This is a genomic window from Microbacterium neungamense, assembly GCF_024971095.1.
Lineage (GTDB): Bacteria > Actinomycetota > Actinomycetes > Actinomycetales > Microbacteriaceae > Microbacterium > Microbacterium neungamense.
Map to the genome: position 1 here is coordinate 842,196 of NZ_CP069717.1, position 25,067 is coordinate 867,262.

The 25,067-nt window shown below is 74.0% G+C and carries 22 protein-coding genes; 12 read left to right on the forward strand and 10 right to left on the reverse strand.

Going from position 1 to position 25,067, the window contains the following annotated elements; all coding sequences use genetic code 11:
• Positions 1–26: 26 nt before the first annotated feature.
• Together JSY13_RS03965 and JSY13_RS03970 are read right to left on the reverse strand one after the other, a co-directional pair.
• Entirely contained in the window at positions 27–1,328 is a 1,302-nt protein-coding gene (locus JSY13_RS03965) for an O-antigen ligase family protein (RefSeq protein ID WP_259607742.1), read from the reverse strand.
• Complete coding sequence (locus JSY13_RS03970) at positions 1,325–2,779, reverse strand: O-antigen ligase family protein (RefSeq protein ID WP_259607743.1); 1,455 nt, start codon at positions 2,777–2,779, stop codon at positions 1,325–1,327. Before JSY13_RS03970 ends, JSY13_RS03965 begins: the two co-directional genes overlap by 4 nt.
• 66 nt (positions 2,780–2,845) lie before the next feature.
• Here JSY13_RS03970 and manA point away from each other — a divergent pair, with 66 nt between their 5' ends.
• The 4 genes from manA to JSY13_RS03990 all read left to right on the forward strand — a co-directional run bounded on the left by manA (position 2,846) and on the right by JSY13_RS03990 (position 9,009).
• Positions 2,846–3,964 (forward strand): mannose-6-phosphate isomerase, class I, encoded by a 1,119-nt coding sequence (gene manA, locus JSY13_RS03975; protein ID WP_259607744.1) that lies wholly within the window; start codon positions 2,846–2,848, stop codon positions 3,962–3,964.
• Between the two features lie 266 nt (positions 3,965–4,230).
• Positions 4,231–4,548, forward strand: a complete 318-nt coding sequence (locus JSY13_RS03980; protein WP_259607745.1) for a WhiB family transcriptional regulator — start codon at positions 4,231–4,233, stop codon at positions 4,546–4,548.
• A gap of 67 nt (positions 4,549–4,615) precedes the next feature.
• Complete coding sequence (locus tag JSY13_RS03985; RefSeq protein ID WP_259607746.1) at positions 4,616–7,612, forward strand: glycosyltransferase; 2,997 nt, start codon at positions 4,616–4,618, stop codon at positions 7,610–7,612.
• Positions 7,609–9,009 carry a DUF5719 family protein gene (locus tag JSY13_RS03990; RefSeq protein WP_259607747.1) on the forward strand — a complete coding sequence of 467 codons (1,401 nt, stop codon included), beginning with the start codon at positions 7,609–7,611 and terminating at the stop codon, positions 9,007–9,009. The genes JSY13_RS03985 and JSY13_RS03990 overlap by 4 nt, the downstream gene beginning before the upstream one ends.
• A gap of 74 nt (positions 9,010–9,083) precedes the next feature.
• On the opposite strand, the gene JSY13_RS03995 is transcribed toward JSY13_RS03990, so the two are convergent.
• Entirely contained in the window at positions 9,084–9,515 is a 432-nt protein-coding gene (locus tag JSY13_RS03995; RefSeq protein WP_432806436.1) for a hypothetical protein, read from the reverse strand.
• 68 nt (positions 9,516–9,583) lie between these two features.
• Between JSY13_RS03995 and JSY13_RS04000 the strand changes: the two genes are divergently transcribed.
• The 4 genes from JSY13_RS04000 (at position 9,584) to JSY13_RS04015 (ending at position 12,805) form a co-directional block, all read left to right on the forward strand.
• Positions 9,584–9,790: a DUF3499 domain-containing protein gene (locus JSY13_RS04000; RefSeq protein ID WP_259607748.1), complete on the forward strand. Its 207-nt coding sequence runs from the start codon at positions 9,584–9,586 to the stop codon at positions 9,788–9,790.
• 107 nt (positions 9,791–9,897) lie between these two features.
• Complete coding sequence (locus JSY13_RS04005; protein ID WP_259607749.1) at positions 9,898–10,830, forward strand: efflux RND transporter periplasmic adaptor subunit; 933 nt, start codon at positions 9,898–9,900, stop codon at positions 10,828–10,830.
• Positions 10,827–11,594, forward strand: coding sequence for an ABC transporter ATP-binding protein (locus JSY13_RS04010; protein WP_259607750.1), 768 nt, complete (start codon positions 10,827–10,829; stop codon positions 11,592–11,594). Before JSY13_RS04005 ends, JSY13_RS04010 begins: the two co-directional genes overlap by 4 nt.
• The gene (locus tag JSY13_RS04015) at positions 11,591–12,805 is read left to right on the forward strand and encodes an ABC transporter permease (RefSeq protein ID WP_259607751.1); all 1,215 of its coding nucleotides are present in this window, start codon (positions 11,591–11,593) and stop codon (positions 12,803–12,805) included. The genes JSY13_RS04010 and JSY13_RS04015 overlap by 4 nt, the downstream gene beginning before the upstream one ends.
• A gap of 13 nt (positions 12,806–12,818) precedes the next feature.
• Here JSY13_RS04015 and JSY13_RS04020 read toward each other — a convergent pair whose 3' ends face one another.
• Positions 12,819–13,628: an RDD family protein gene (locus JSY13_RS04020; protein WP_259607752.1), complete on the reverse strand. Its 810-nt coding sequence runs from the start codon at positions 13,626–13,628 to the stop codon at positions 12,819–12,821.
• A 16-nt stretch (positions 13,629–13,644) separates the two neighbouring features.
• Between JSY13_RS04020 and JSY13_RS04025 the strand changes: the two genes are divergently transcribed.
• Positions 13,645–14,634, forward strand: coding sequence for a stage II sporulation protein M (locus JSY13_RS04025; RefSeq protein WP_259608122.1), 990 nt, complete (start codon positions 13,645–13,647; stop codon positions 14,632–14,634).
• A 42-nt stretch (positions 14,635–14,676) separates the two neighbouring features.
• On the opposite strand, the gene JSY13_RS04030 is transcribed toward JSY13_RS04025, so the two are convergent.
• The gene (locus JSY13_RS04030) at positions 14,677–15,453 is read right to left on the reverse strand and encodes an aquaporin (protein ID WP_259607753.1); all 777 of its coding nucleotides are present in this window, start codon (positions 15,451–15,453) and stop codon (positions 14,677–14,679) included.
• Positions 15,454–15,640: 187 nt separating this feature from the next.
• Between JSY13_RS04030 and JSY13_RS04035 the strand changes: the two genes are divergently transcribed.
• Positions 15,641–16,075 carry a Fur family transcriptional regulator gene (locus JSY13_RS04035; protein WP_272653680.1) on the forward strand — a complete coding sequence of 145 codons (435 nt, stop codon included), beginning with the start codon at positions 15,641–15,643 and terminating at the stop codon, positions 16,073–16,075.
• Positions 16,076–16,118: 43 nt separating this feature from the next.
• A complete protein-coding gene (katG, locus tag JSY13_RS04040) occupies positions 16,119–18,392 on the forward strand; it encodes a catalase/peroxidase HPI (RefSeq protein ID WP_259607755.1) in 2,274 nt (757 codons plus the stop codon).
• A gap of 184 nt (positions 18,393–18,576) precedes the next feature.
• Here the strand turns inward: katG and JSY13_RS04045 are convergent, their stop codons facing one another.
• The 5 genes from JSY13_RS04045 to JSY13_RS04065 form a co-directional block, all read right to left on the reverse strand.
• Positions 18,577–19,884, reverse strand: coding sequence for a DUF58 domain-containing protein (locus JSY13_RS04045; RefSeq protein WP_259607756.1), 1,308 nt, complete (start codon positions 19,882–19,884; stop codon positions 18,577–18,579).
• The gene (locus JSY13_RS04050) at positions 19,885–20,808 is read right to left on the reverse strand and encodes an AAA family ATPase (protein WP_259608123.1); all 924 of its coding nucleotides are present in this window, start codon (positions 20,806–20,808) and stop codon (positions 19,885–19,887) included.
• Between the two features lie 167 nt (positions 20,809–20,975).
• On the reverse strand, positions 20,976–22,265 hold the full coding sequence (locus tag JSY13_RS04055; RefSeq protein WP_259607757.1) for a DUF4350 domain-containing protein: 1,290 nt from the start codon (positions 22,263–22,265) through the stop codon (positions 20,976–20,978).
• Positions 22,262–22,924, reverse strand: coding sequence for a DUF4129 domain-containing protein (locus JSY13_RS04060; RefSeq protein ID WP_259607758.1), 663 nt, complete (start codon positions 22,922–22,924; stop codon positions 22,262–22,264). Before JSY13_RS04060 ends, JSY13_RS04055 begins: the two co-directional genes overlap by 4 nt.
• Positions 22,921–24,234 carry a hypothetical protein gene (locus JSY13_RS04065; RefSeq protein ID WP_259607759.1) on the reverse strand — a complete coding sequence of 438 codons (1,314 nt, stop codon included), beginning with the start codon at positions 24,232–24,234 and terminating at the stop codon, positions 22,921–22,923. Before JSY13_RS04065 ends, JSY13_RS04060 begins: the two co-directional genes overlap by 4 nt.
• A gap of 151 nt (positions 24,235–24,385) precedes the next feature.
• Here JSY13_RS04065 and mtrA point away from each other — a divergent pair, with 151 nt between their 5' ends.
• Complete coding sequence (mtrA, locus tag JSY13_RS04070; RefSeq protein WP_259607760.1) at positions 24,386–25,066, forward strand: MtrAB system response regulator MtrA; 681 nt, start codon at positions 24,386–24,388, stop codon at positions 25,064–25,066.
• Position 25,067: the final 1 nt, after the last annotated feature.

Consider the following 25,067-nt stretch of genomic DNA (forward strand, 5'->3'; position numbering starts at 1 on the left):
GCGCCGTCAGAAGTCTGGGGCCACGCCTACGGCTCCTCGTGCCTGAGGGCCGTGATCGTCCCGGTGTGCGCGGCGTCGATGGTCTCCCGCCACGACCTGCTCTGTCCTGCCCGCAGCGCACACAGCACGAACAGCATCCACCCCGCGCCGGTGAGCGTGAAGCTCTCGAACATCGACTCGACCGCAAGGGTCGCCAGGATCAGCGGCGTCCACGCGTAGACGACGGAGCGGCGCGCGCTCGCGACCAGCCACGAGCGCACCACAGCCACCCCGCCCAGCACCAGGAGGAGCACGAGGCCGGCGGAGCCCAGCTGCAGCAGGACGTCGAAGTAGGCGTTCAGCGCCGTGCCGTGGGCGTCGTCAAGCAGGAAGTTGATGTACGTGTACGGGTACTCGCCGCGCGGCCACGGACCCACCCAGCCCCAGCCGAGCACCGGCTGCTGGGCGACGAAGTCGAGGATGGTGTTCCACAGGTCGGCCCGGGTGGAGAGGTCCGAGCCGGCGTCCAGGAAGCGGATGATCTGGTGGCGCAGCGCGAAGGCGAGCACGAGTCCGGCCAGCACGAGCGCGCCGAGCGCCCACTGCACCATCGGCCGGCGCTGCGGCGGCGCGTGCCGCACCACGGCGAGGGCGCTGCTGGCGATGCCGATCGCCGTGGCCAGCACGACCACCGACGGGGAGGAGGACAGGAAGGCCAGCAGCGCCGCGAGGGAGACCGAGGCGACCCCGGCCGTCCGCGGCACGGACCGGGTGCGCCACTCCACCGCGAACGTCACCAGCGCGATCACGGCCACGAAGCCGAGCATGTTGCGGGTGCCGAACAGGCCCTGGACCGGCCCGCCGAGGGCGAGGTTGCCCTGGATGCCGAGCAGCGGGATCGGCATGTCGAGGAGGATGCCGGCGAGCACCTCGGCGCCCAGCGAGATGCCCAGCAGCCAGCGCAGGGTGTCGCCCAGCGCGCGCACCGTCTGCAGGGTGTCGCGGACGTGGCCGATCGTGATCGCGATGATCGCGTAGCCCCACAGCGTCAGCCATCCCGCAAGCGTCTCGCTGCGGCTGCCGCTCCACAGCCCGCTCACCAGGGCGAGCGCGAGGAACGCCAGCAGCGAGGACGGCGCGAACCGCAGCAGGGTCAGCTCCTCGCGGCGCACGAACAGGATCGCGGCGCCGGTCACGGCGAGCAGGCCGATGATCGTCGCCAGGGTGACGGTCGAGGTGAGCCGCTCGATCGCGAACGAGGAGAACGCGGCAGCCAGCGCGGTGAGCGTGTAGGCCCGGGCCAGCTCGGCCGAGGCGAGCGTCTCGCTCAGCTGCCGCATCCGCGTCATGGCACCCGCCGCGGCGGCGCCCCGTGAGGGCGCAGCGTCCCGTCGCCGATGAGCGGGGTCCGCTCGCTGAGACCGACGCCGACCAGCGGCACGGTCTTGATCTTGAACGAGAGCAGCACCAGCAGCATCCAGCCCCAGAGCATGATCGGCGCGGACTCCGCGATGCCCTCCACGAGCAGCACCGCCACGAGCAGGGTGGGCAGCAGCGAGACGGTGGCGTACGGGCGCTGGTCGTCGAGGTCCCAGCGCGGGCGGTCCACGGCGAAGAACCACGCCCGCCAGGCCAGGGCGAGCCAGGCGACCGCCATCAGCACCACCCCGATCGCACCGAGCTGCAGGAACACGTCCAGCCACATGTCGTGGGCGTGGAAGACGCTCAGCCCGTGGTCCTCGATCCACCCGTCGAACGCCGGATCCCAGGGAACCCACGGGGAGGAGAACCCGTGCCCGGCCACCGGGCGCTCCTGCGCGCGCTGCCACACCCGCTGCCAGATCTCGAGGCGTCCGGTCAGATCCGACCCCTTGCCGAGGATCGCGAGCAGCCGATCCCGCAGCAGCCAGGCGGCGAGGATGCCGGCGGCGCCGACCGCCGCGACCACGAGGTACACCGTGCGCCGCTGCCCCGGGCCCGTCGCGGCGCGCATGGCGAGCGCGGCGGCCAGCACCGCGACCGCGACCACGGCGCTGACGTACACCGTCGCGGAATCCGCGCGCACCATCAGCACCGCGGCGAGCAGCATCCACGCCATGAGCGGCACGCGTCGGCGTCCCTTCGCGGTGCCGCGGAAGCGGTCGGCCAGCAGCACGCCGAACACGAGCAGGGCGAACAGGCACATCATCGCGAGCGTGTGCGCGTTGCCCACCACGCCCTGGATCTGCCCGCCGTCGAACAGGTTCCCGCGCACCCAGTACAGATGCGGGTCGATGCGCCCCTCCGGCCTCTCGACGAAGTTCGGCAGCAGCGGATGCCGCAGCACCAGCGCCACCCACAGCTCGATCGCGAGGGAGAGGCCGAGGATGAGCTTCAGCGTGGTCGCCAGCGCTCGGACGACCTCCTGCCAGGTGAGCATGGTCGCGATGAACAGCGCGCTCACGGTCACCGCCGCCAGCAGCACCCAGGTCAGCGCCGTCGCCGCCGGCCACCGCGACCACAGCAGCGACAGCAGCGCGAAGGCGACGTAGCCGAGGGCCGCCCACGGCAGCCGCCGCCAGGGCAGCCGGGTCGGCATGCGGCGGACGATGGCCACCACCCAGAGCGCGACCACCCCGGCCGTCATCACGCCGAGCACGACGGCCGCTCCGGCGACCCCGAGCAGGTTGTACACGGCGGTGTGCGCGAACACGCCGAACAGGGCCAGGACGCTCACCCCGCGCACCAGCAGGTGCCCGGTCGTCTCACGCGGAGGCGCGGACGGCCGGGGAGCCACCGGATGCTTCGTGTAGAGCGCCATCGCGTTCAGGCTACCGCGCCCGTCATGGCGCCCGCCGAACGCGCCGCGGCCTCGTACGCTGGGACCATGCTGCTTCCGCTGACCAACGTCCCGCGCGACTACGCCTGGGGCTCGACGACGCTGCTGGCCGAGCTGGAAGGGCGCGCCCCGACCGGCGCCCCCGAGGCGGAGGTGTGGTTCGGGGATCATCTCGGCGACCCGGCCGACGTCGCCGGCGGCGGCACGCTGCACGACGTCACCGGCGGCTCCCTGCCGTACCTGCTGAAGCTCCTCGCCGCCGGCTCGCCGCTGTCGATCCAGGTGCACCCCACCGAGGAGCAGGCGCTGGAGGGTTACGCCCGTGAGGCCGGCCTGGACCTGGACGACCCGGCCCGCAACTACAAGGACGACAACCACAAGCCCGAGCTGATCGTGGCACTCAGCGAACGGTTCGAGGCACTGTGCGGACTGCGTCCGGTGCCGGCGACGCTCCGCCTGCTCGACGCCTTCGGCGACCTCCCCGCGGTCGCGGAGCTTCGCCGCAGGCTCACCGCCGGCGGCGACGTGCTGCGCGACGTGATCGGCTGGCTGCTCTCCGGCCAGGCGCAGGCGGTCGTCGACGGGCTGATCGCCGGTCTCGGCACGGCGCACTCGGAGGAGTTCGCTGCCGAGCTCGAGGCGGCGCGCGGCATCGCCCGCCGCTACCCGGGCGACCCGGGCGTGGTGGTGGCCCTGCTGATGAACTTCGTCGTGCTGCGCCGCGGCGAGGGGCTGTTCCTGCGTGCCGGCCTGCTGCACGCCTACGTGTCCGGGCTGGGCGTGGAGATCATGGCGGCCAGCGACAACGTGCTGCGCGGCGGCCTGACCTCCAAGCACATCGACGTCCCCGAGCTGCTCCGCGTCCTGGACACCGCCCCCGGGCCGGTGCCGGTGCTGCGCCCGGCCGCGCACGGCGCGGTCGCCGAGTACCCGGCGCCCGTGCACGACTTCGCGCTGCGCCGCGTCGAGGTGGACGGCGAGGAGCGGGTCCGCATCGGCGGCCCGGCCATGGTCCTCGCCACGGCGGGCTCGATCGAGGTCGCGGCCGACAGCGTCGCGCATCCGGTGCCCGTCCCGGTGGGCACCGCCGTGTTCGCCTCCGCCGACGAGCGCGCGCTGACCGTGCGTGGCCGCGGGGAGGTCTTCGTCGCCCAGCCCGGCGCCTGATCCTCCTGCCGCCGGCCGACCGGCATCCGCGGGCCCGGCTCCCCGGCGTCGGCGATCCCCCGTCCCGGCGCCCGTGAGCCCGCGTCTCAGCATCCGTCCCCGCTGCGAACACGCCGCCGCCCGAGGCGTGACACGCCGGAAGCGCGTCAATGAACCTTCAATGGCCGCTTTAGGGTTTACGATCCGCGACTTGACCGGAGCGAATCACACGAGTGTAATTAGGGGGAACGGCCCGCGGGGGGCAGAGACAGGGTAGGGAGATCGAGATGACGGGTTACCGCTCAGACGTTCCCGAGAACTGGTTCGTGGATCCGGTCCATCTCGGAGTCCCGGGCGTTCGACGCAGCACGCCGGAGGACGACAACGCCCTCGCCTGGCAGGCGGATGCGCTGTGCGCCCAGACCGATCCGGAGGCCTTCTTCCCGGAGAAGGGCGGGTCGACCCGCGACGCCAAGCGCATCTGCAGCTCCTGCGACGTCCGCGGCGAATGCCTCGAGTACGCGCTGAACAACGACGAGCGCTTCGGCATCTGGGGCGGGCTCAGCGAACGCGAGCGCCGCAAGCTCAAGCGCCGCGCCGGCTGACCGCTTGGCGGGCGCGCCGCACGGCCTGACGACGGCGGGTGCCGCACCTGCCTAGGCTTGCCTCGTCATGCCAGCCCGAGTCCATGCCATCCTCGTCGCGCGTCCCGGTGATCCCGCCCGTGCGCAGCTCACCCGAACGCTCGACGCCCTGCGACGGCAGAGCACCCCGCCCACGGCGGTGACCGTCGTCGTCACCGGCAGCGCCGCGGCCCTGCGCCGCGACGGACTGGACGGGCTGGTCGAGGGCGTGATCGAGGCGCGCGCCAGCACCTCCTTCGCCGAAGCGGTCCGCCTCGCCTCCGCGCGCGTCGCCGAGGGCAGCGCGGTCTGGCTGCTCGCGCAGGACACCGAGCCCGCCCCGGATGCGCTGCAGCAGCTCGCCGGCGCACTGGAGCGCTCCCCGTCGGCGCTCATCGCCGCCCCGAAGCTGGTCCGGCAGGACGACGACCGTGAGATCGTCTCCCTCGGCGTGAGCATGACCCGGTTCGGACGGGCGGCCGAGCTCGCGGCCGACGAACTCGACCAGGGCCAGCACGATGCCGCGGAGGACGCCCTCGCGGCGGACATCCGGGGCATGCTGATCCGCGCCGAGGCGCGCGACGCACTGCGTCCCGACCCCGCTCTCGGCGGCGCGGACGAAGGCCTCGACCTCGGTGTCCGGGCCCGGCTCGGCGGCGGGCGGGTCGTGCTCGTGCCCGCAGCACGGGTCGCGGTCGCGCCGGACGGCCCGGCCGCGCCGCCCCGTCGCGCGTCCGCACGGGCGTGGGCGGTGCGCCGCGCCCAGCTGCATCGCCGGCTCGCGTACGCCCCCGCGCCGGCGGTGCCGCTGCACTGGCTGAGCCTGCTCCCGCTGGCGCTGTGGCGCTCGGTCGTGCACCTCGTCGGCAAACGGCCCGCCGCGGTCGCCCCAGAATGGGGGGCCGCGCTGGCCGCGATGGTCCAGCTCGCCGCCGTCGGCCGCGCCCGCCGCGCGATCCGCTCGTTCCGGCGCGCCTCGTGGGCGAGCATCGCGCCCCTGCGGGTGTCGCGGGAGCACCTGCGGCTGCGCCTCGACGACGGCCACGGCAGCGAGCGCGGCGCGGTGAGCGAGCTGCACTTCTTCTCCGGCGGCGGCGCGTGGGCCGTGCTGGCCGCTCTCGTCGTCAGCATCGCGTGCTTCACGCCCCTCCTGGCCTGGGAGGCGCTCGGCGGCGGAGCGCTGCTCCCGCTGCGCGACACCGTCGGTGCGCTGTGGGCGGATGCCGCCTGGGGGCGTCGCGGCCTCGGCCTCGGGATCGTCGGCCCCGCCGACCCGTTCGCCGCCGTCATCGCCCTGGCCGGCACTCTGTGGCCAGGCTGGCCGTCGTACGTCCTGCTCGTGATCTGGTTGCTCGCGCTGCCCCTGGCGGTGCTCGGCGGATGGTTCGCGGCCACCCGGGTCACCGACCGGGCGGGACTGCGCATCCTCGGCGGGGTGCTGTGGGCGCTGGCGCCGACGTTCCTCACCGCGCTCGTGGAGGGCCGCCCGGCCGCGGTGATCCTGCACCTGCTGCTGCCCTGGCTGTTCCACACCGCCGTGGTCGCGCACCGGTCCTGGGGCGCCGCGGGTGCGGCATCCCTGCTCACCGCCGCGACCGTCGCCTGCGCGCCCGTGCTCGCCCCCGCTCTGCTGGTGCTGTGGCTCGTGGCGGTGGGGATCGCGCTGGGCGGGCGACGCCTCCGCGGGGCGGTGCGCCTGATCTGGGTGCTCGTGCCGGCGATCGCGCTGTCCGCGCCGCTGGCGTACGCGCAGTTCCAGCGGGGCGGCGTGTGGTCGCTGCTCGCGGACCCCGGGTTCGTGCGCTCCGGCACGTCTCTCGGTGCGGATGCCGAAGGCCGCGCCGTCCTGGCCACGGGCTTCCCCTCGCCGGATCGCGGCGGCTGGGAGTGGTTCGCCGGCCCCGGGATCGCGGCGTGGGTCCCGCTGCTGCTCGTCCCGCTCGGACTGCTGGCGCTGATCTCGACGGTCTCCCCGCGTTGGCGGGCGGGCATCACGCTTCTCGTCGTGGCGGTGACCGGGCTCGCGACGGCGTTCTTCGCGGTCGGGGTCGTGGTGTCGTTCGCGAACGGCGAGGGGGTGCCGATCTGGCCCGGCACCGGGCTGAGCCTGGCCTGGATCGGCATCGTCGGCGCCGCACTGGTCGCGCTGGACACGGCGCTCACCCTGGGCCCGCTGCGCGCGGTGGCCGGTCTCGCCGCGGCCGGCGCGCTCGCCGTGTGCGCGGTTCCCGCGCTGCTCGCCGTGCACACCGGTCACTCCGTGCTCCGCGAGGGGCCGCAGAGCACGCTGCCGGCCTTCGTCAGCGCGCAGGCGCGCGGCGACCGCGACCTGGGGACGCTCGTGCTGACCCCGCTGAACGACGGATCCCTGTCGGCGGAGCTGGTGTGGGGATCGAGCGAGACGCTCGGGGCGCAGAGCACCCTGCGCAGCACCGCGGCGCGCACGCCCGAACGCGGACTCGCCGAGGACGCCGTCGACCTCATCTCCGCGCGTGACTTCGACGCCGCCGCGGCGCTCGCCGAGGACGGCGTCAGCTTCGTGCTGCTCGCGCAGGCTCCGGGCGAGGAGGACCGCGCGCGCGCCCTGCGCGGCTCGGCGGTGACCGCCATCGACCAGCGGCCGGGGTTCATCCCCGCCGGGGAGACCGCCCGCGGCGTGCTGTGGCGCCTGGACGTCGAGGCCGCGCCGCGCCCGGGCCTGACCGCCGGGCAGGCCGCCGTGGCCCGCACGATCGCGACCGTGCAGCTGGTGATCGTCTTCGCCGCGCTGCTGCTGTCGGTGCCGACCCGGGCGTCCCGGCGGGCGGCGCGCTCCCGCTCGCGCATCGTCGGTCGGGCTCCTGACGAGCCGATGGTGCTGCCGCGCCGACGCACGACCGGGGGAGCGGCCGGGACGGCGGATGCGGTGACGGCTCAGCCGGCCGAGGAGGCGTCCAGCGCGGACGGCGCGGCGGGCGCGGCCCGCGGCGCGACCGGCGACGGGCCGTCCGCGCCGTCCGGCGCCCGCGACGCCGACGAAAACGAGGAAGTCGAGGCCGGACGATGAGCGCGACACCCAGAGGCAGGGCCTTCCGCGTGGCGGCCACCGGCGCCCGCGTGCTCACCGGGGCGGCGGTCGCCGCCGCCTGCGTGCTCGGCGTGTCGGCGGCCGTGGCCGCGCCCTGGCCGGTGATCGAGCACGAGCCGCCCGCGACGACCGTCCGGCCCGTCCCGGGCGACGCGATCCTGGTCTGCAACGGATCGTTCCGCGCGCTCGGCCGCGACACCACCCGAGCGGATGCCATGCTCTCCGCCGGCGTCCCGGCGCTCACCGTCGACCGCTCCGAGGCGGAGCCGGCCGAACGGCCGCTGCAGCAGCCCGACCTCGAGGGCGGGGACGGCGCGAGCTCCCTCACCGGTGCCGTGACCGGCCGCACCGCCCCGAGGATCGCGGCCGCGGAGTCGCTGCGCGTCGACGCTCCCGACATGCGCGGGTTCGCCGCGGCGCCCTGCCGCGAGCCGTCCACCGGGACCTGGCTGATCGGCGGGGACGTGTCCACCGGCGCCGCGGATGTGATCGTGCTCTCCAACCCCGGCGACGTCGCCACCACGGTGCAGCTCCGGGTGTACGGCGAGCGCCCGAACGCCTCCGACGTCGTGGTCCCGCCGTCGACGCAGATCGGCGTGCCGCTGGCATCCGTCGCGGCCGCCGAGCCGCAGCCCGTGATCGCGGTGACGTCGCGCTCGCCGATCCGCGCCTCGCTGCAGTCCTCGCTGATCCGCACCCTCGATCCGATCGGCATCGACGTGCAGGACGGCATGAGCGGGCCGCAGAACCACGTCGTGATCACCGGGGTCCAGGCCGCTCAGGGCGCCGGCGACGACCCGACCGGACTCGTGGTGCGGATGCTCGCCCCGGAGCAGGACGGTCACGCCACCGTGCGCGCGCGCCCGGTCGGCGGCGCGTCCGCACAGGGCGACGCGTTCGAGGTCGATCTGCACCGCGGCATCCCGACGGAGGTCGCGCTGCCCGGCCTCGCCCCGGGCGTGTACGACATCGAGGTGGAGGGGACGGCTCCGGTCGTCGCCGCGGCGCGCCAGACGCTGCGGGCGGGGACCGCCGCGGACTTCGCGTGGATGCCGGCGGCCCCGGAGATCGCGGCGGAGACGATGGTCGCTGTGCCCGACGGGGAGAGCGCGGCGCTGACGCTGCGCAACGGCGGGGCGGAGGATGCCGTCGTGACCCTGCGCGACACCGGCCGGGGGTCGGATGCTGAGGTGACGGTTCCCGCGGGCGGGTCGACGAGCGTGCCGCTGCGGACGGATGCCGGGTACCTGCTGGTCCCGTCGGCCCCGGTGCACGCGGCGGTCACCATGACCGGCGGAGCGGATTCGCCTGACATCGCGGGCTGGCCGGTCTGGGCGCCCGCGCTCAGCCAGCAGCCGATCGCCGTCCGCCCCTGAGCCCCCGGTCGCGTTCCTTCGCGGTCGTTGAGCAGGACGCGCGCAGCGCGACCGAGACGAAACGCCCGTCCCGCTCAGTACCCGTCGATGTCCGGGCCCAGCTCCCACGGCTCGCGCCCGACGTACTCCGCCGCGGCATGGAACACGGCGCTCTCGATCGCGACGCGCCGATGGGCCGCGTCGTCGTGGCCCTTCGGCAGCAGCCGCTCGATGGGCACGCGGTACAGCGAGATCCGCTGCTCGTTCGGCTCGACCCGCCAGCGGGGGATGCCGTCGCCGCGGTCGTGCGTCGGCATCGCGGCCACCTCGAAGCGCACGTCGCGCAGCTCCGGCCACGTGCTGCGCAGGAACTCCACCGCACCGCCGACCGTCACCTCGAACCGGTCGATCCGCCCGTCCAGCGGCGGCAGCGGCGGACGCACCACCTCGCTGCGGCCGAGCCGGCCGTGCCGGCCGTGCCGCGCGCCGCGAGGCGCTGCGGGTCGGGCGGGGCGACGGCGGGGCATGCCGAAAGTCTAGGCGCTGCCGCGCGGCATCCGCTCGGCCGGCGGGGGCGGGCCTACGCTGGAGCGCGATGGACGAACGACTCTGCTCGAAGGTCGGCTGCGCGCGCGAGGCCGTCGCCACCTTGACCTACGACTACGGCGACCAGATGGCGGCCCTCGGCCCGCTCGGCCCGGCCGGGCATCCCCACGCGCACGACCTCTGCGCACCGCACGCGGATCGGCTGTCCGTCCCCGCCGGCTGGCTGGTGGTCCGGCACGAGGCCCTCCGCGCCTGAGGCGCTCCCGCCGCGTGACCGCAGCGTGTCGCACCGGATGCCGCAGCGGGGCGTGCGGATAGGCTGACCCCGGGAGGCCCAGGGGGGTGCCGCCCGGAAAGGCAGCCATGCTGGTCTGGCGTCGGGTCGTGCTCCCGGTCATCCTGCTCATCGTCCTCGGAGCCTGCGCCGCCGCGCTGGTGAAGATCGCCTTCTTCCCGGGCGCGGTCGAGGCCGCCGCGCCCGCTCCGGCCGGCGCCGTCACCGATCCGGTCATCCCGGTCGCCCGTGGGTCGATCGTCAACGAGCTGAGCCTGCAGGGCAGCATCGCCCGCGACGAGACCTACCCCGTCCGCAGCGAGATCGACGGCACCGTCACCGCCGTGCACGTCGGCGAGGGGGCGACGGTCGCCGCCGGCCAGGTGCTGTTCACGGTCAGCCAGGAGCATCCGAAGAAGCGGACCCTCGACATCGTCGCCCCGGAGGCCGGAGAGGTCAGCGAGCTCGCTGTCGTGAAGGGGCAGACCCTCACGATCGGCGCCGACCTGTACCGTCTCGCGCCCGCCCGGCATCACGTGCTCGCCACGGTCGAGCCGGAACAGCTGTACCGGCTGGTGCACGCCCCCGGCGAAGCCACCGTCACGATCGCCGGCGGGCCCGCCCCGTTCGCCTGTACCGGCGTCCGCGTGCAGATCGCCGAGGACGGCACCGCCAGCGTGCGCTGCGCCGTACCCGCCGAACAGACCGTGTTCGCCGGACTCCCGGCGACCCTCGACCTCGCTCTCGGCAAGGTGGACGACGCGCTGGTGATCCCGGTGACCGCGGTCAAGGGCGGCGCCGGCACCGGCACCGTGTGGGTCGACGCCGGCGACGGCTCCGAACCCGAGGAGCGCGCGGTGCGGCTCGGCATCAACGACGGTCGGCAGGTGGAGGTCGTCGAGGGGCTGGCGGAGGGCGACAGCATCCGCCAGTACGTGCCCGGCTTCGCCGCGCCGGTCGAGGAGATGTGCTACCCGGACGGTGCGGGCGGCGAGTTCTGCGAGAGCGGGACCAGCTGGTGACCCTCGTCGCACTCGAGGACGTCACCAAGAGCGTCCGGCTCCCCGACGACAGCCTGCTCGAGATCCTCCGCGGCGTGTCGCTGCAGGTCGCCGCCGGCGACCACGTGTCGATCGTGGGCCGCTCCGGCTCCGGCAAGTCCACGCTGCTGAACATCCTCGGCATGCTGGACGCACCGACCACCGGCAGCGTCTCCTTCGAGGGCCGCGAGGTGCGGCGGATGCGGGCGGGCCGGCTCGACCGGCTGCGCGGCGCCAACGTGGGCTTCGTGTTCCAGCAGTTCAACCTGCTGCCTGGACGCACCGCCCTGGATAACGTCATGATGCCGCTGGGCCACGCCCGAGGCCGGCTGTTCTGGAACCGCCGCCGGATCGCCGCCGACATGCTGGAACGGGTCGGACTGGGCCACCGTGTCGACCAGATCGCCGACCGACTCTCCGGCGGCGAGCAGCAGCGCGTCGCGATCGCGCGTGCCCTGGTCCGCCGTCCCGTGCTCATCCTCGCCGACGAGCCCACCGGCGCACTGGACATCGACACCGGCGCGACCGTGATGGCGCTGCTGGACGAGGTCGCCACCGAGACCGACGCGGCCCTGGTCACCATCACCCACGATCTCCACGTCGCGGCACGGGCGCGGCGGCACTACCGGCTGGACGCCGGCGTCCTGGCGCCCGCCGACCTGCGCCGCGCGTTCGAGGCCTCGACGCTGCAGCACACGCCGCTTGCGGCATCCGTCCCCTCCGCCGACGGGGAGCTGATCGCATGACGGGCGTGCTCGGCGCGCTCGCGGACGCCTGGGCCGAGATCCGCGTGCACAAGATGCGGGTGCTGCTGAGCCTGATCGGCATCGCGGTGTCGGTGGCGGCGCTGACCGCAGTCGTGGCGATCACCGAGTACCAGCGTCAGGCGATGCTCGAGGAGTCCGACCGCTGGGGAGGGCGCGCGGCGACGATCGCGGTCGTCCCGATGGGCGGGGGAGAGCACGGGCCCGATCTGGAGGCCTTCCACGCCCACTTCCTCACTGTGGGCGAGCGCTACGGCTTCAGCCACGTCGCGCGCATCGCCGAGGGCATGCAGCTGCCGGTGCAGTCGTCCGAGGGCTTCAAGCTCACGCCGGTGCGGCTGATCGACCCGGGGTACGCCGTCATCCACCGCGACAAGCTGCTCGAAGGACGCGAGTTCCGCCCCGAGGACGTCGAGGCGATGGCGCCGCCGGCGATCATCAGCGAGCCGCTGTGGGAGCGGCTGGGCAGCGTGCCGCTGTCCCAGCACCCGACGCTGACCATCGGCGGCGAGGGCGGCGGCACGTACCAGGTGGTCGGCGTGCGCCCGCGGCAGAACCCGTTCGACGAGCAGCCGAGCGTGGATCTGCTCTACGACGCCTACCGGCTCCGCGTGGACGCGCTGCCGGAGGGCACGACGACCCGCTACGACATCTGGGTGCCGACGCCGCAGGCCGGGGCGATCGGACCGGTGCTGGCGATGGACCTGCGCGCCGGGCTGCCGGAGGGCACCGCGGTGGAGGTGCGGCGCAGCGACTGGGCCGCGCAGCCGGGGATGCTCGACTCCGTGCAGATGGCGGAGACGATCATGGCGGGGGTCGCCGCGCTCATCCTCGCGCTCGGCGCGCTCAGCCTGATCAACATCCAGCTCGTCGCGATGCGCCAGCGCGTGCGGGAGATCGGCGTGCGCCGGGCGTTCGGCGCCACCGCCGGACGCGTGTTCACCACGGTGTTCCTGGAGAGCCTGGTGGCCACCACGGTCGCCGGCGTCGTCGGGATCGCGCTCGTCGTCGCGGTGCTGCGCTCGGGCTGGGTCACCGGGATGATGTTCCCCGCCCTCGTGGACGTCCCGCCGTTCCCGATGCGGGCGGCGCTGACCGGGCTGCTCGCCGCGGTCGTGGTGGGGGCGCTCGCCGGTCTCGTCCCGGCCCTGGTCGCGCTGCGGGTGAAGGTGATCGACGCGATCCGGTTCTGACGCGGATGCCGGGTCAGACCCGGATGCGGCGGCCGGTGAGCCGCTCGGCACGCTCGTCTGCGATCGCCAGGGCGCGCGCCTCGCGCTCACGGCGCAGCGCCGCCACGGCGTTCAGCAGCTGCTCCGGGGGCGCCGAGGGTAGCGGGGCGACGAACGGGGCGACCTCGACGGCCAGCTCGCGCGCGACCCGGTCGCGGGCGGTCGGCGTCATCCGCTCCGCGTTCGCGAGGAACTGCGACACGCGCCGCGCGAGCCGGTCCGGGAGCCGGGCGACGTCCGCGATCCCGGCCCAGTCGTACAGCGCCGGGGAGAGCACGGGGGCGTGCGGCACGAGGCGCGGCGTGCGCACCCGCTGCACGTAGGTGCCGGCGACAAGATCGCCCAGGCGCTGCGACCTCGGGGTGAGCGCGCCGGTGATGACGGCCAGGCCGCCGAAGGTGAAATAGATCTCGAGCACGCCCAGAAGCCCGCGGATGAAGCTGTGCCGGAACGTGATCGCCCCGCCGTCCACGCGCACGATCCGGCCGCCCACGATGAGCTTGCCGAGACTGCGCCCCCGCGTCGCCACCTCCACGGTGACCGGCAGCACCAGGAAGCTGATCACGATCGCCGCGACGGTGAAGATCCGGAAGCCGTGCTCCCCGAGCAGCCCGAGATCGCCGAGCCACAGCTGCAGCATCACGAACGCGAGGAACACCAGGAACGCCAGGATCATGTCCACCAGCGCCCCCGCCGCGCGCAGCAGGAAGCCGACCGGCTGCACATCGATCGCGACGGCCTCGCCGGACAGGATCTCCTGCTCGTCGGCGATCGGCGTGGACATGAGTACAGTAAATCAGGTGGATGCCGACGCGCTCAGCGACGCCCGCCGCCCCGAGTGGGAGCGGCTGGACGCTCTGAGCCGGGCGCATCGGCTGAACGGCGCGCAGGTGGACGAGCTCATCGTCCGGTACCGGGCGGCATCCGCCGATCTCGCCGAGCTGAAGACCTCGGTCGGCGACTCGCCGCAGGGCGCCTACCTGTCCACGATCCTCGCCGCCGCCCGGCTGCGCCTCACCGGCGCCTCCGACAGCATCCTCACCCAGGCCACGCGATTCTTCGGATCCCAGCTCCCCGCCGCGCTCTACCGGGTGCGGTGGACCACGCTCGTCATCGCCCTCGCGTTCGTGCTGATCTGGGCCGTCACCGGCGCCTGGATCGCCGCGGACCCCGAACGGGTCGCGACCCTGGGCCCGCCGGACGTGCTCCAGCAGTACGCCGAGGAGGACTTCGTCGAGTACTACCAGCCCGCCGCCTCCTTCGCCGGGATGGTGTGGACCAACAACGCCTGGCTGGCGATGCAGTGCGTGCTCTTCGGCGTCAGCGGCGTGTGGCCGGTGTGGATGCTGGCGCAGAACGCCATCGGCATCGGCGTCGCGACCGCCGTGATGGCCTCCTACGGCTACCTCGACGTGATGCTGCTGCACATCCTCCCGCACGGGATGCTCGAGCTGACCTGCCTGTTCGTGGCGGCCGCCGCCGGGCTGCACGTGTTCTGGGCGTGGGTCGCGCCCGGCCCGCGCACCCGCGGGGCGGCGCTGGCCGCAGAGGGGCGGGCGCTGGCCACCGTCGCGATAGGGCTGGTGTTCGCGCTCGGGCTGTCCGGCCTGGTCGAGGGCTTCGTCACCGGCTCGGCGCTGCCCTCGCCGGTCAAGCTCGTCATCGGTGCGGCGGCCCTGGGCGCGTTCCTGTTCTACATGCTCGTGACCGGTCGACGAGCGGTGCGCCGGGGCGAGAGCGGCGACCTCGTCGAGTACGAGGCGGGCACGCCCACCCTCGTGGCGGGCTGACTCCGTGCCGGGCCGACCTTCTCGGCCAGGCAGGGATCGCGGTCAGCGCCCGGTGGGGGAGCGGCCGTCGAACAGCGCCCGGTAGGCGTACCCGGCGAGCATCGCGCCGACCACCGGGAACACCAGGAACACCCACAGCTGCGACAGCGGGCCCATGCCGCCGTAGATCGCGGTGGCGATCGAGCGCGCCGGGTTGACCGAGGCGCCGTCGACCGGGATCGCGACCAGGTGGATCACCGTCAGCGCGAGGCCGATCACCAGCCCCGCGAAGCGGGTGGACCGCTCCGGATGCGTGGTGCCGAGCACCACGAAGAGGAGCAGGCCGGTGAGGATCAGCTCGATCACCACCGCCGCGAGCATCCCGAACCCGCCGGGCGACTGCGCGTCCCAGCCGTTGCTGGCGAACCCGGCGTCCTGGGCGGCGGCGAGCCACGTCTCCGGACCGAACATCCCGACCAGCACCAGCAGGGTGGTCCCGACCACGCTGCCCACCAGTTGCGCGACCGCGTACGGGCCGACGTCGCGCCACGGGAAGCGGCCGGCCGCGGCCATCCCCAGGGTCACTGCCGGGTTGAAGTGGCCGCCCGAGACCGGCCCGAACGCGTACAGGCCCACGATCAGCGCCAGCCCGAACGCGACAGCGACGGCCAGGTACACGGTCGCCGTCGAGCCGGGCTCGGTGAAGCGGCTGGAGGCGAACAGGGCGGTGCCCACGCCGCCGAACACGAGGAGGAGGGCGCCGAACCCCTCCGCCGCGAGCCGGGCGCCCAGCGTCGGGGTGGAGACCGCGGTGCTGGTGCTGGTGGGGGAGTCGCTCATGGGCCTGTCCTTCGGGAGACGCCGGCGGGACGTCGGGTGGGACGCCGGCTGCTGCTCCACATGATCCCGCGCCGGATGCCCGACGCGCACGCGGCACGCCGAGCGGTCCGGCCCGCCCGCGGACCACGACGCGCCACGACGCGCCACGACACGCCGTTGTTTTGAAGAGTTCAAAAGAAGTGCGAAGATGGGGGACATGACCGCCCCCGCACTCCGCTCCGCCGACGAGGCGATCCGCGGTGCAGGGCTGCGCATCACCGAGTCGCGCCGCGCCGTTTATGAGGCCCTGGCCGCGCATCCGCACGCCACGGCCGAGGATGTGCACGCGGCCCTGTCGTCGCCGACCAGCCTGCAGTCGGTGTACAACGCCCTCGGCGACTTCGCCGCCGCGGGGCTGGTGCGCCGGATCGAGCCGGCCGGGCATCCGATGATGTTCGAGCTGCGCGTCGATGACAACCACCACCACCTCGTGTGCACGCAGTGCGGCGCCATCGAGGACGTGGACTGCGCGGTGGGGCACGCGCCCTGTCTGCTGCCCGGTGACGCGCGCGGCTATCGGGTCGCCGTCGCGGAGGTCACGTACTGGGGCCTGTGCGCCCGGTGCGCCTCCGACGCGGCCTGACGACCCCACCCCAGAGACCCCACCCATGAACGGAAGGACATCCATGACCGACGTTCAGATCCCAGGTATCGGTGACGACGCCTCCGGAATCGACCAGTCCAAGACGGTGACCGAGGAGCCGGTCGAGGCGGACGACGCGGGCGCCTGCCCGGTCATCCACGCCCAGCCGCACCCGACCATGGGTTCGGCCAACCGCGTGTGGTGGCCCGAGCAGCTGAACCTGAAGATCCTCGCCAAGAACACCGCCGAGCGGAACCCGCTGGACCCGGGCTTCGACTACAAGGCTGCCTTCGAGGCGCTGGACCTGGACGCCGTGAAGAAGGACATCGAGGAGGTCATCACCACCTCGCAGGACTGGTGGCCCGCCGACTTCGGCCACTACGGCCCGCTCATCGTCCGGATGGCCTGGCACAGCGCCGGCACCTACCGCGTCACCGACGGCCGCGGCGGCGGCGGGACCGGCCAGCAGCGCTTCGCGCCGCTGAACAGCTGGCCCGACAACGTCGGCCTCGACAAGGCGCGCCGCATCCTGTGGCCGATCAAGAAGAAGTACGGTCAGTCGCTGTCGTGGGCCGACCTGATGATCCTGGCCGGCAACGTCGCGCTCGAGTCGATGGGCTTCAAGACCTTCGGCTTCGCCGGCGGCCGCGTGGACGCATGGGAGCCGGACGACGACGTGTACTGGGGTCCGGAGACCACCTGGCTCGGCGACGAGCGCTACTCCGGCGACCGCGAGCTCGAGAAGCCGCTGGCGGCGGTGCAGATGGGTCTCATCTACGTCAACCCGGAGGGCCCGAACGGCAACCCCGACCCGATCGCCGCGGCCCGCGACATCCGCGAGACCTTCGGGCGGATGGCGATGAACGACGAGGAGACCGTCGCCCTGATCGCCGGCGGCCACACCTTCGGCAAGACCCACGGCGCGGCATCCGACGAGCACCTCGAGGCCAACCCCGAGGCGGCGGGCCTGGAGATGCAGGGCCTGGGCTGGAAGAACAACTTCGGCACCGGCAAGGGCGACGACCAGATCACCTCGGGCCTCGAGGTCACCTGGACCTACCACCCGACCCGCTGGGACAACGAGTTCTTCCACATCCTGTACGCGTACGACTGGGAGCTGTTCGAGAGCCCGGCCGGCGCCAAGCAGTGGCGTCCGGTGAACGGCGCCGGCGCCGACATGGTGCCGATGGCGCACTCCGCCGGCCGCCGCGAGCCGCGCATGCTCACCACCGACCTGGCGCTGCGCTTCGACCCGGAGTACGGCAAGATCTCGCGCCGCTTCAAGGACGACCCGGAGGCCTTCGCCGACGCGTTCGCCCGCGCCTGGTTCAAGCTCACGCACCGTGACATGGGTCCGCGCGCCCGCTACCTCGGCCCGGAGGTCCCGGCCGAGGAGCTGGTCTGGCAGGACCCGGTGCCGGCGGTCGACCACGCCCTCATCGACGCCGCGGACGCCGCGGCGCTGAAGGCGCAGATCCTGGAGTCCGGCCTCGGCGTGTCCGACCTGGTCTCGGTGACCTGGGCGGCGGCGTCCACCTTCCGCGGCAGCGACAAGCGCGGCGGCGTCAACGGCGCCCGCATCCGCCTCGCCCCGCAGAAGGACTGGGAGGTGAACAACCCGGCCCGCCTGGCGCACGTGCTCGAGGTGCTCGAGGGCGTCCAGCAGCGCTTCAACGAGTCCCGCACCGACGACGTGCGCGTCTCGCTCGCCGACCTCATCGTCCTCGCCGGCAACGCCGCGGTCGAGAAGGCCGCGAAGGTCGCCGGCGTCGACGTCGAGGTGCCGTTCCACCCTGGTCGCACGGATGCCACGCCGGAGCAGACCGACGTGCACTCGTTCAGCTACCTCGAGCCGCAGGCCGACGGGTTCCGCAACTACGTCTCGAAGGACGTCGCGCGCATCCCCGCCGAGCACCTGCTGCTCGACAAGGCGAACCTGCTGACGCTGACCGCGCCGGAGATGACCGTCCTCGTCGGCGGGCTGCGCGTCCTCGGCGCGAACTGGGACGGCTCCGCCTACGGCGTGTTCACCGACCGTCCGGGCGTGCTCACGAACGACTTCTTCGTGAACCTGCTCGACCTCGGCACGACCTGGAAGCCGCTCGACCCCGGCTCGCACGCCTTCGAGGGCCGCAAGGACGGCTCCGGCGAGGTCGTCGGCCGCGGCACCCGCGTCGACCTCGTGTTCGGCTCGAACTCCGAGCTGCGCGCGCTGGCCGAGGTGTACGCCTCCGACGACGCGAAGGAGAAGTTCGTGCGCGACTTCGTCGCCGCGTGGGGCAAGGTCACCGAGCTGGACCGCTTCGACCTGCGCTGATCTGCGCTCACCGGGACGGCCCTCGCCTCAGGCGGGGGCCGTCCCGCGTCTCCGGGCGCGGTGCCTCGGGCATCCGGCATCCGCCACGGGCGTCCGTCGTCGGGCATCCGTCCGTCGCGAGGCGCAGCGGATGCCGCGGAGCGGATGCCGCGGGCGGGGCCGGGCGGATGCCGCGGGGCGGCGCTCAGAGCAGGCCGGCGGCCTTGAGCTCGAGGTAGCGGTCGGCGATCCGGGGCGGCAGGGTCTCGGGGTCGGCGGCGATCGCCTCCCCGCCGGCCCGGCGGATCGCGTCGGCGACGTTCTCGGCGTCGCGCAGCGTCCGCTCCGCCGCGGCCGCGAGGTACACCGCCTCGCGGGAGTCGCGCCGCCGCGCCAGTTCGCCGATCGCGTCGTCGGTCACCGAGCCGACCAGCACCGTGGTCGCCCGCGACGCCCGGGGGAAGGCGCCGAGGAAACCGCGTGCGGACTCCGCGGCGTCTTGCGCCGTGAGCACCACGATCAGCGACGGGCGCGTGGTCAGCGTCCGGATCGCGGCGAACGCGCCGTGCCAGTCGGTGTCCACCAGCCGCGCGTGCACCGGCGCCATCGCGTCCGTGATCGCCGGGAGCAGGCCGGCGCCGTCCACGCCGGTGACCCGGCCGCGGGCGACCCGGTCGTACAGCAGCAGATGCACGTGGTCGCCGGCGCGCGCGGCGAGGGCGGACAGCAGCAGGGCCGCCTCGAGCGAGGCATCCAGCCGGGTGCCGTCGCCGACCCGGGCCGCGGCGGTGCGGCCGGTGTCGATCAGGATCACCACGTGCCGGTCGCGCTCCGGACGCCAGGTGCGCAGCATGGTGGTGCCGGCGCGCGCCGTGGCGCGCCAGTCGATCGAGCGCACATCGTCGCCGCGGACGTATTCGCGCAGCGAGTCGAACTCGGTGCCCTGACCGCGCACCTGGATCGACGTGTTGCCGTCCAGCTCGCGCAGCCGCGCCAGCCGCGAGGGCAGGTGCTTGCGGGAGGTGAACGCCGGCAGCACCCGCAGCGCGCCCCGCACATCGTGCCGGGCCTGCCGGCCGGCGATGCCGAGGGGGCCGCGCGAGCGGACCACCACGAACGGGCTCTCCAGCTCCCCGCGCCGCCGCGGCAGCAGCGGGACCTCCACCCGCCGGCGCTCCCCGGGCGGCACCGTGATCGGCGTCCGCCGCTCCGGTGCGCCGGCGGTCGGCTGCCACGCGTCCCGGAGCAGACCGCGCAGCATCCGCCGCCCCGTGTTCTGCACCGCCACGCTCACCGACACCGGCTCGCCCAGCCGCGCCCGGTTCGGCACCCGCCGGGTCACCACGAGCGCCCTCGGCGAGGCGGCCAGCGCCGCATCCGCCGCCGTCAGCGCTGCACACAGCAGCACCCACACGCCGAGCACCGCCCACGCGGGCACGCCGGCCGCGCTCAGCAGCACGACCGGGACGACGCCGAGCGCGAGGAGCAGCGGGAGCAGGCCGGTGACGAACACCTAGATCGGCACCCGCGTCTGCTGGACGACCGCGTGCAGCACCGCATCCGGTGACACGCCCTCCATCTCGGCATCCGGACGGAGCTGGATGCGGTGCCGCCACACCGGCATGAGCATGGTCTGCACGTGATCCGGCGTCACGGCGGAGGAGGCGTTCAGCCACGCCCAGGCCTTCGCGGCGGCGAGCAGGGCGGTGGCCGCACGCGGGCTCGCGCCCAGCTCCACCGACGGCGACTGCCGTGTGGCGCGGGCGAGGTCGACGATGTAGCCGAGCACGTCGTCGGTGACCTGCACGCGCCCGGCGGCGTCCTGCGCGGCGCGGATCTCCTCGGCGGTGACCACGGACGCGATCCCGCTCAGGGCACGGGGCGAGAAGCCGCCGGCGTGCAGGCGTAGCACGCCGACCTCGGCGTCCCGTTCCGGCATCGCGACGACGAGCTTCATCAGGAAGCGGTCCAGCTGCGCCTCCGGCAGCGTGTACGTGCCCTCGTGCTCGACCGGGTTCTGCGTCGCGGCGACGAGGAACGGGTCCGGCAGGGGACGGCTGGTGCCGTCGGCGGAGACCTGGCGCTCCTCCATCGCCTCCAGCAGCGCGGCCTGCGTCTTCGGGGGCGTGCGGTTGATCTCGTCGGCGAGCAGGATGCTGGTGAACACCGGTCCCGGCCGGAACTCGAACTCGCCGGTCCGCGCGTCGTAGACGAGCGACCCGGTGACGTCGCCCGGCATCAGGTCGGGGGTAAACTGCACGCGCTTGGTGTCCAGGCCGAGGGCCCGGGCGAACGAGCGCACCACGAGGGTCTTCGCGACGCCGGGCACGCCCTCCAGCAGCACGTGGCCGCGGGCGAGGAGCGCCACCAGCAGGCCGGTCACGGTGCCCGCCTGCCCGATCACCGCCTTGTCCACCTCCGCGCGCACGCGGTGCATCGCCTGACGCAGCGCGTCGTCGGAGGGTGCCGATGCCGCCGAGGAGGCGGGGGCCGCGGATGCCGGGGCAGCCGCCGGCGGTGCGGATGCCGGACCCGGGGCGGGCGGTGCGGGCGGCGGCGCCGGAGCGCCGGCCGGGGGAGCGGCGGAAGGCTGGTTCGCGTCGGTCACGGCACGTTCCTTTCGGTGTGGACGGCGGCGTCGACGGCCGCCTCGAGCTCGGCGAGCTTGCGGGCCAGGTCGACGAGATCGGCGTCGCCCGCCGGCGGAGGACCGGCGAGCAGCTGGTGCAGGGAGCCGCGCGGTACGCGCAGGCGGTCGGATGCGGCATCCGCGACCTCCACGGCGGATGCCCGGGCGCTGAGGCCCAGGCGCCGGCCGAGACGCAGCACCGTCCCGGTGCGGATCGCCTCGGCGGCGTGCGCGGCATCCCCGGCCCTGGCGGTGAGCCGCGCGCGGCCGTGCATGGTCTCGGAGGCGCGGACCGTGACCGGCAGCGACTCCGTGACCAGTGGGCCGAACCGGCGTCCCCGCCAGGCGATCGCGGCCAGCGCGGCCAGGGCGAGCAGGACGATCGCCGGGGTCACCCATTCGGGCGTGAGCGATCCCAGCGTCTCCTCCGGGTCGCCGACGCGGTCGGAGTCCTCGAACGAGGGCACGTACCAGACGACGTGTCCGGTCTGCCCGAGCAGGGCGAGGCCGAGGGCGGCGTTGCCGTTCTCGGCGAGGTGCTCGTTGTCGAACAGCCGGCGCCCCTCCACGACGGCGATGCGCGGATCGTCGGCGACGAGCACGGCGGCGTCGCCGTCTGCATCCGCGAAGCAGCCGGCGACGCCGGGAGCGGGGCGGAACATCCGGTCCGGGGCGATCTCGCCGACCCGCGCGAACTCCGCCAGGTCGCATCCGGCATCCACGGTCTGCGGGGCGCCGAAGGCGTCCTCGCCGAGGCCGGTGAGCTCCAGCAGGCGCGCGCTCGTGGACAGGAAGACCACCCGGTCGGCGGGCTGGATCAGCTCCTGCACGGCCTCGTCGCTGAGCGGGTAGGGATCGGTCATGGCGAGGGTCGAGTCCGGGCGCAGGGCGTCGCGCACCTCCGCGCGGGTGCGCGCCACGGTGACCTCGATGTCCTGCTGGCGGAGGATCTCGGCCAGCGCGCGGGCCCCCTGCGGGTTGCGCCCGTCGGGGTTCAGCATGCCGCCGATGGTCGGCGCGGTCGCGGTGAACCGCAACGAGACGAGCGCCACGCCCAGCAGCAGCAGGAGCACGAACAGCCAGCCGAGGAGCCGGCGCCCGCGTCCGCGCGGCGGTCCGACGGCCGTCGAGGCGGCGATCGCGGGGACGGATGCGGCAGAGCCGGCATCCGGGGCGGCGGTACCCGTGACGCCGGCGAGGTCCCCGGAGGCGGATGCCGCGGCATCCGGCGACCCGGCCCGTGCGGCGGGGGCGGACGGGCTCATGCCGGCACTCCGCGGGTGTCCGCCGCCGGAACCGGGATGGCGGGGGCGGCGGCGGTGACCGCGGCATCCGTGTCCGCCACGAGCCGGTAGTCGTGCTCGCCTGCGGCCGTACGCAGATAGCGGACCCGGTCGAAGGCGACGGCGGCCTCGTGCAGCCGTTCGGCGTGCGCGGGGAACGGCACGCCGCCCTCGCGCGCGATCGCCTGCGCGGTGGCCCCGGGCGCGGGATCGATGAGGTCGCGTTCGATGAGACCGCGGGCCAGAGCACGGAAGCGCAGCACGACGGCGCCGTCCCAGTCGCCGTCGCGGGCGCGGCGCTCGGCCTCGGCGCGCAGCTGCGCGGCGGTGCGGTCGTCGCGCGCTCCGAGCAGCTCGTCGCGTCGGCGGATCGCCCGCGGGGAGCGGGGACGGCCCCACACGATCAGGGCGACGATGATCGCCGCCACGACGACCGCCACGATGAGGGCGGTGGCGAACGGGGCCGCGTTCCCGGCGCCCTCGGTGGAGAACAGGTCGGCGATGCCCTCCACGATGTCGCGGGCGAGGCTGTCGAACCAGGTCGGCTTCGCCGCCTGATACTCCTGGCGCGACAGCTCCTCCTCGGCCCAGCGCCGCGCTTCGTCCCCGTCCGGGACGAAGACGTCCGCCCTCAGGATCACGCGGATCCGCCCGGAGGCGCCCACGGGCTGTCGGATGCCGGCGGGATCGGCCGCGCCGCGGGGGGAGGCGGGGCCGGCGGCTGCGCTCCGTACGGCTGCCCGGGATACGGCTGCGCTCCGTACGGCTGCGCTCCGTACGGCTGCCCGGGATACGGCTGCCCGGGATACGGCGCGGCGTCCGGCGCGGGGTACGGTCCCGGGTACGACGGCGCCGGCGGCGACGCGGGCGGGGGACCGGCGGTCACCGCGCGGGCGGGATCCACCGCGTACGGGTCTCCGAGCTGCTCCTCGGACGCGCCGAGGGCGGACCTCTCGGTGTACGCGATCAGCGCCTGGTCCAGCCCCTCGTACCGCATCCGGCTGTCCAGGTACACCAGCGTCGCGCCGGTGGCCTGCACCACCAGGGCGACGGCCTGCAGCGCCAGCACGAGCACCTGCGGCAGGATCGTCAGCATGATCAGCCCGATCACGGCGGTCGGCTCGCTCGCCCCGGTGGGCGCGAACACGCCGGTGAGCACCATGCTGAGGATCGACCCCGGGATGCTCACCACCTGCGCCGCCAGGCCCATGATCGCGCCGATCAGGAACATCACCCCGAACGCCACCCAGAACCGGCCGCGGGTCAGCCGCCACGACCGCACCAGGCCGCCGCGCACCGTGGCGCGCTCCAGCACGAGCGCGGAGGGCACCAGCAGGATCTTCGTGCCGATCCAGACGAACAGCACGACGCCGCCGAGCACCGACACGATGCCCACGAGCACGGCGATGCCGATCAGCGCCTCCCCGCCGCCGGCGCTCGCCCCCGCGACCAGGGCGAGGATGATCAGCAGCACGACGGCGACGACCGCGATCACGGCGAGCATCTGCAGCACGGCGAAGCCGAACAGCCGCCAGAACGACGGACGCATGCGCGCCCACAGCATCCGCAGCCCCGCCTTGCGGCCGAGGGCGGCGTACGAGACGTCGGCGGCGACGATGCCCTGCACGATCGCGGTGAAGGCGACCGTCGCGAGCGCCACCAGGACGCCGACCACGGCGTTGATCGCCACCGTCCCGGCGAGGATCGTCGGGTAGTCGGGGGACCCCGGCGGCACCGTCTCCAGCCGGGAGAAGGTGATCAGCATCACGGTGGCCATCACCGCGACCACGGCGATCGTGACGCCCAGCTGCAGCGTGACCGCGAAGCCGAACAGCACCTTGGGGTTGTGGCGCAGAGCGGCGAACGCCTTCCCGAGCAGCATCCCGAAGGTCATCGGATGCAGGGGGATGGCGCCCTTCTTCGGGGCGGGGGTCCAGGTCTGACCGCTCACGTGCACTCCCTCCTCGTGCTCTCCCATCGTGTCACATCGGGCGCCGCGCCCCTCGGCCGCCGCCGGGAGCATCTTGAGTAAGCTGAGGAAAGCTGCGGTCGCGCTGGGGTGCTTCGCCGTCCGCATCCGTCAAGAAAGAGGCTGGGCCCATATGACCTCACGCATCCTCGTGGTCGACGACGACACGGCGCTCGCCGAGATGATCGGCATCGTGCTGCGGACGGAAGGCTTCGAGACGCTGTTCTGCGCGGACGGGGCCCGTGCCGTCGAGGAGTGGCGCACGTCCCGCCCCGACCTCGTGCTGCTCGACCTTATGCTGCCCGGCATGGACGGGATCGAGATCTGCACCCGCATCCGCGCCGAGTCCGGCGTGCCGATCATCATGCTCACCGCGCGCAGCGACACGGCGGACGTGGTGCGCGGTCTCGAGGTGGGCGCGGACGACTACATCGTCAAGCCGTTCAATCCGAAGGAGCTGGTCGCCCGCATCCGCACCCGCCTGCGCCCGGTCACGCCGTCCGCGAGTGACGTGCTGCGGATCGGCGACCTGGTGATCGACGTCGACGCGCACGAGGTGCGCCGCGGCACCACGCCCATCGCGCTGACGCCGCTGGAGTTCCAGCTGCTGGTCGCACTGGCCTCCAAGCCGCAGCAGGTGTTCTCCCGGGAGATGCTGCTCGAGCAGGTCTGGGGCTACCACTACAAGGCGGACACCCGCCTGGTGAACGTGCACGTGCAGCGGCTGCGCGCGAAGGTCGAGCTCGACCCGGACAACCCGAAGATCGTGATGACGGTGCGGGGCGTCGGCTACCGGGCCGGGAGCGTCGGCTAGG

Bases quoted from the DNA above. Each gene is read 5' to 3' on its own strand.
- JSY13_RS04050 (WP_259608123.1), bottom strand. From the start codon at position 20,808: ATGCACCGCGTGCGCGCGGAGGTGGACAAGGCGGTGATCGGGCAGGCG.
- JSY13_RS04055 (WP_259607757.1), bottom strand. From the start codon at position 22,265: ATGAGCCCGTCCGCCCCCGCCGCACGGGCCGGGTCGCCGGATGCCGCG.
- JSY13_RS04015 (WP_259607751.1), top strand. From the start codon at position 11,591: ATGACGGGCGTGCTCGGCGCGCTCGCGGACGCCTGGGCCGAGATCCGC.
- JSY13_RS03965 (WP_259607742.1), bottom strand. From the start codon at position 1,328: ATGACGCGGATGCGGCAGCTGAGCGAGACGCTCGCCTCGGCCGAGCTG.
- JSY13_RS03970 (WP_259607743.1), bottom strand. From the start codon at position 2,779: ATGGCGCTCTACACGAAGCATCCGGTGGCTCCCCGGCCGTCCGCGCCT.
- JSY13_RS03980 (WP_259607745.1), top strand. From the start codon at position 4,231: ATGACGGGTTACCGCTCAGACGTTCCCGAGAACTGGTTCGTGGATCCG.
- JSY13_RS03995 (WP_432806436.1), bottom strand. From the start codon at position 9,515: ATGCCCCGCCGTCGCCCCGCCCGACCCGCAGCGCCTCGCGGCGCGCGG.
- JSY13_RS04000 (WP_259607748.1), top strand. From the start codon at position 9,584: ATGGACGAACGACTCTGCTCGAAGGTCGGCTGCGCGCGCGAGGCCGTC.
- JSY13_RS04020 (WP_259607752.1), bottom strand. From the start codon at position 13,628: ATGTCCACGCCGATCGCCGACGAGCAGGAGATCCTGTCCGGCGAGGCC.
- JSY13_RS04005 (WP_259607749.1), top strand. From the start codon at position 9,898: ATGCTGGTCTGGCGTCGGGTCGTGCTCCCGGTCATCCTGCTCATCGTC.
- JSY13_RS03990 (WP_259607747.1), top strand. From the start codon at position 7,609: ATGAGCGCGACACCCAGAGGCAGGGCCTTCCGCGTGGCGGCCACCGGC.
- mtrA (WP_259607760.1), top strand. From the start codon at position 24,386: ATGACCTCACGCATCCTCGTGGTCGACGACGACACGGCGCTCGCCGAG.
- manA (WP_259607744.1), top strand. From the start codon at position 2,846: ATGCTGCTTCCGCTGACCAACGTCCCGCGCGACTACGCCTGGGGCTCG.
- JSY13_RS04030 (WP_259607753.1), bottom strand. From the start codon at position 15,453: ATGAGCGACTCCCCCACCAGCACCAGCACCGCGGTCTCCACCCCGACG.
- katG (WP_259607755.1), top strand. From the start codon at position 16,119: ATGACCGACGTTCAGATCCCAGGTATCGGTGACGACGCCTCCGGAATC.
- JSY13_RS03985 (WP_259607746.1), top strand. From the start codon at position 4,616: ATGCCAGCCCGAGTCCATGCCATCCTCGTCGCGCGTCCCGGTGATCCC.
- JSY13_RS04035 (WP_272653680.1), top strand. From the start codon at position 15,641: ATGGGGGACATGACCGCCCCCGCACTCCGCTCCGCCGACGAGGCGATC.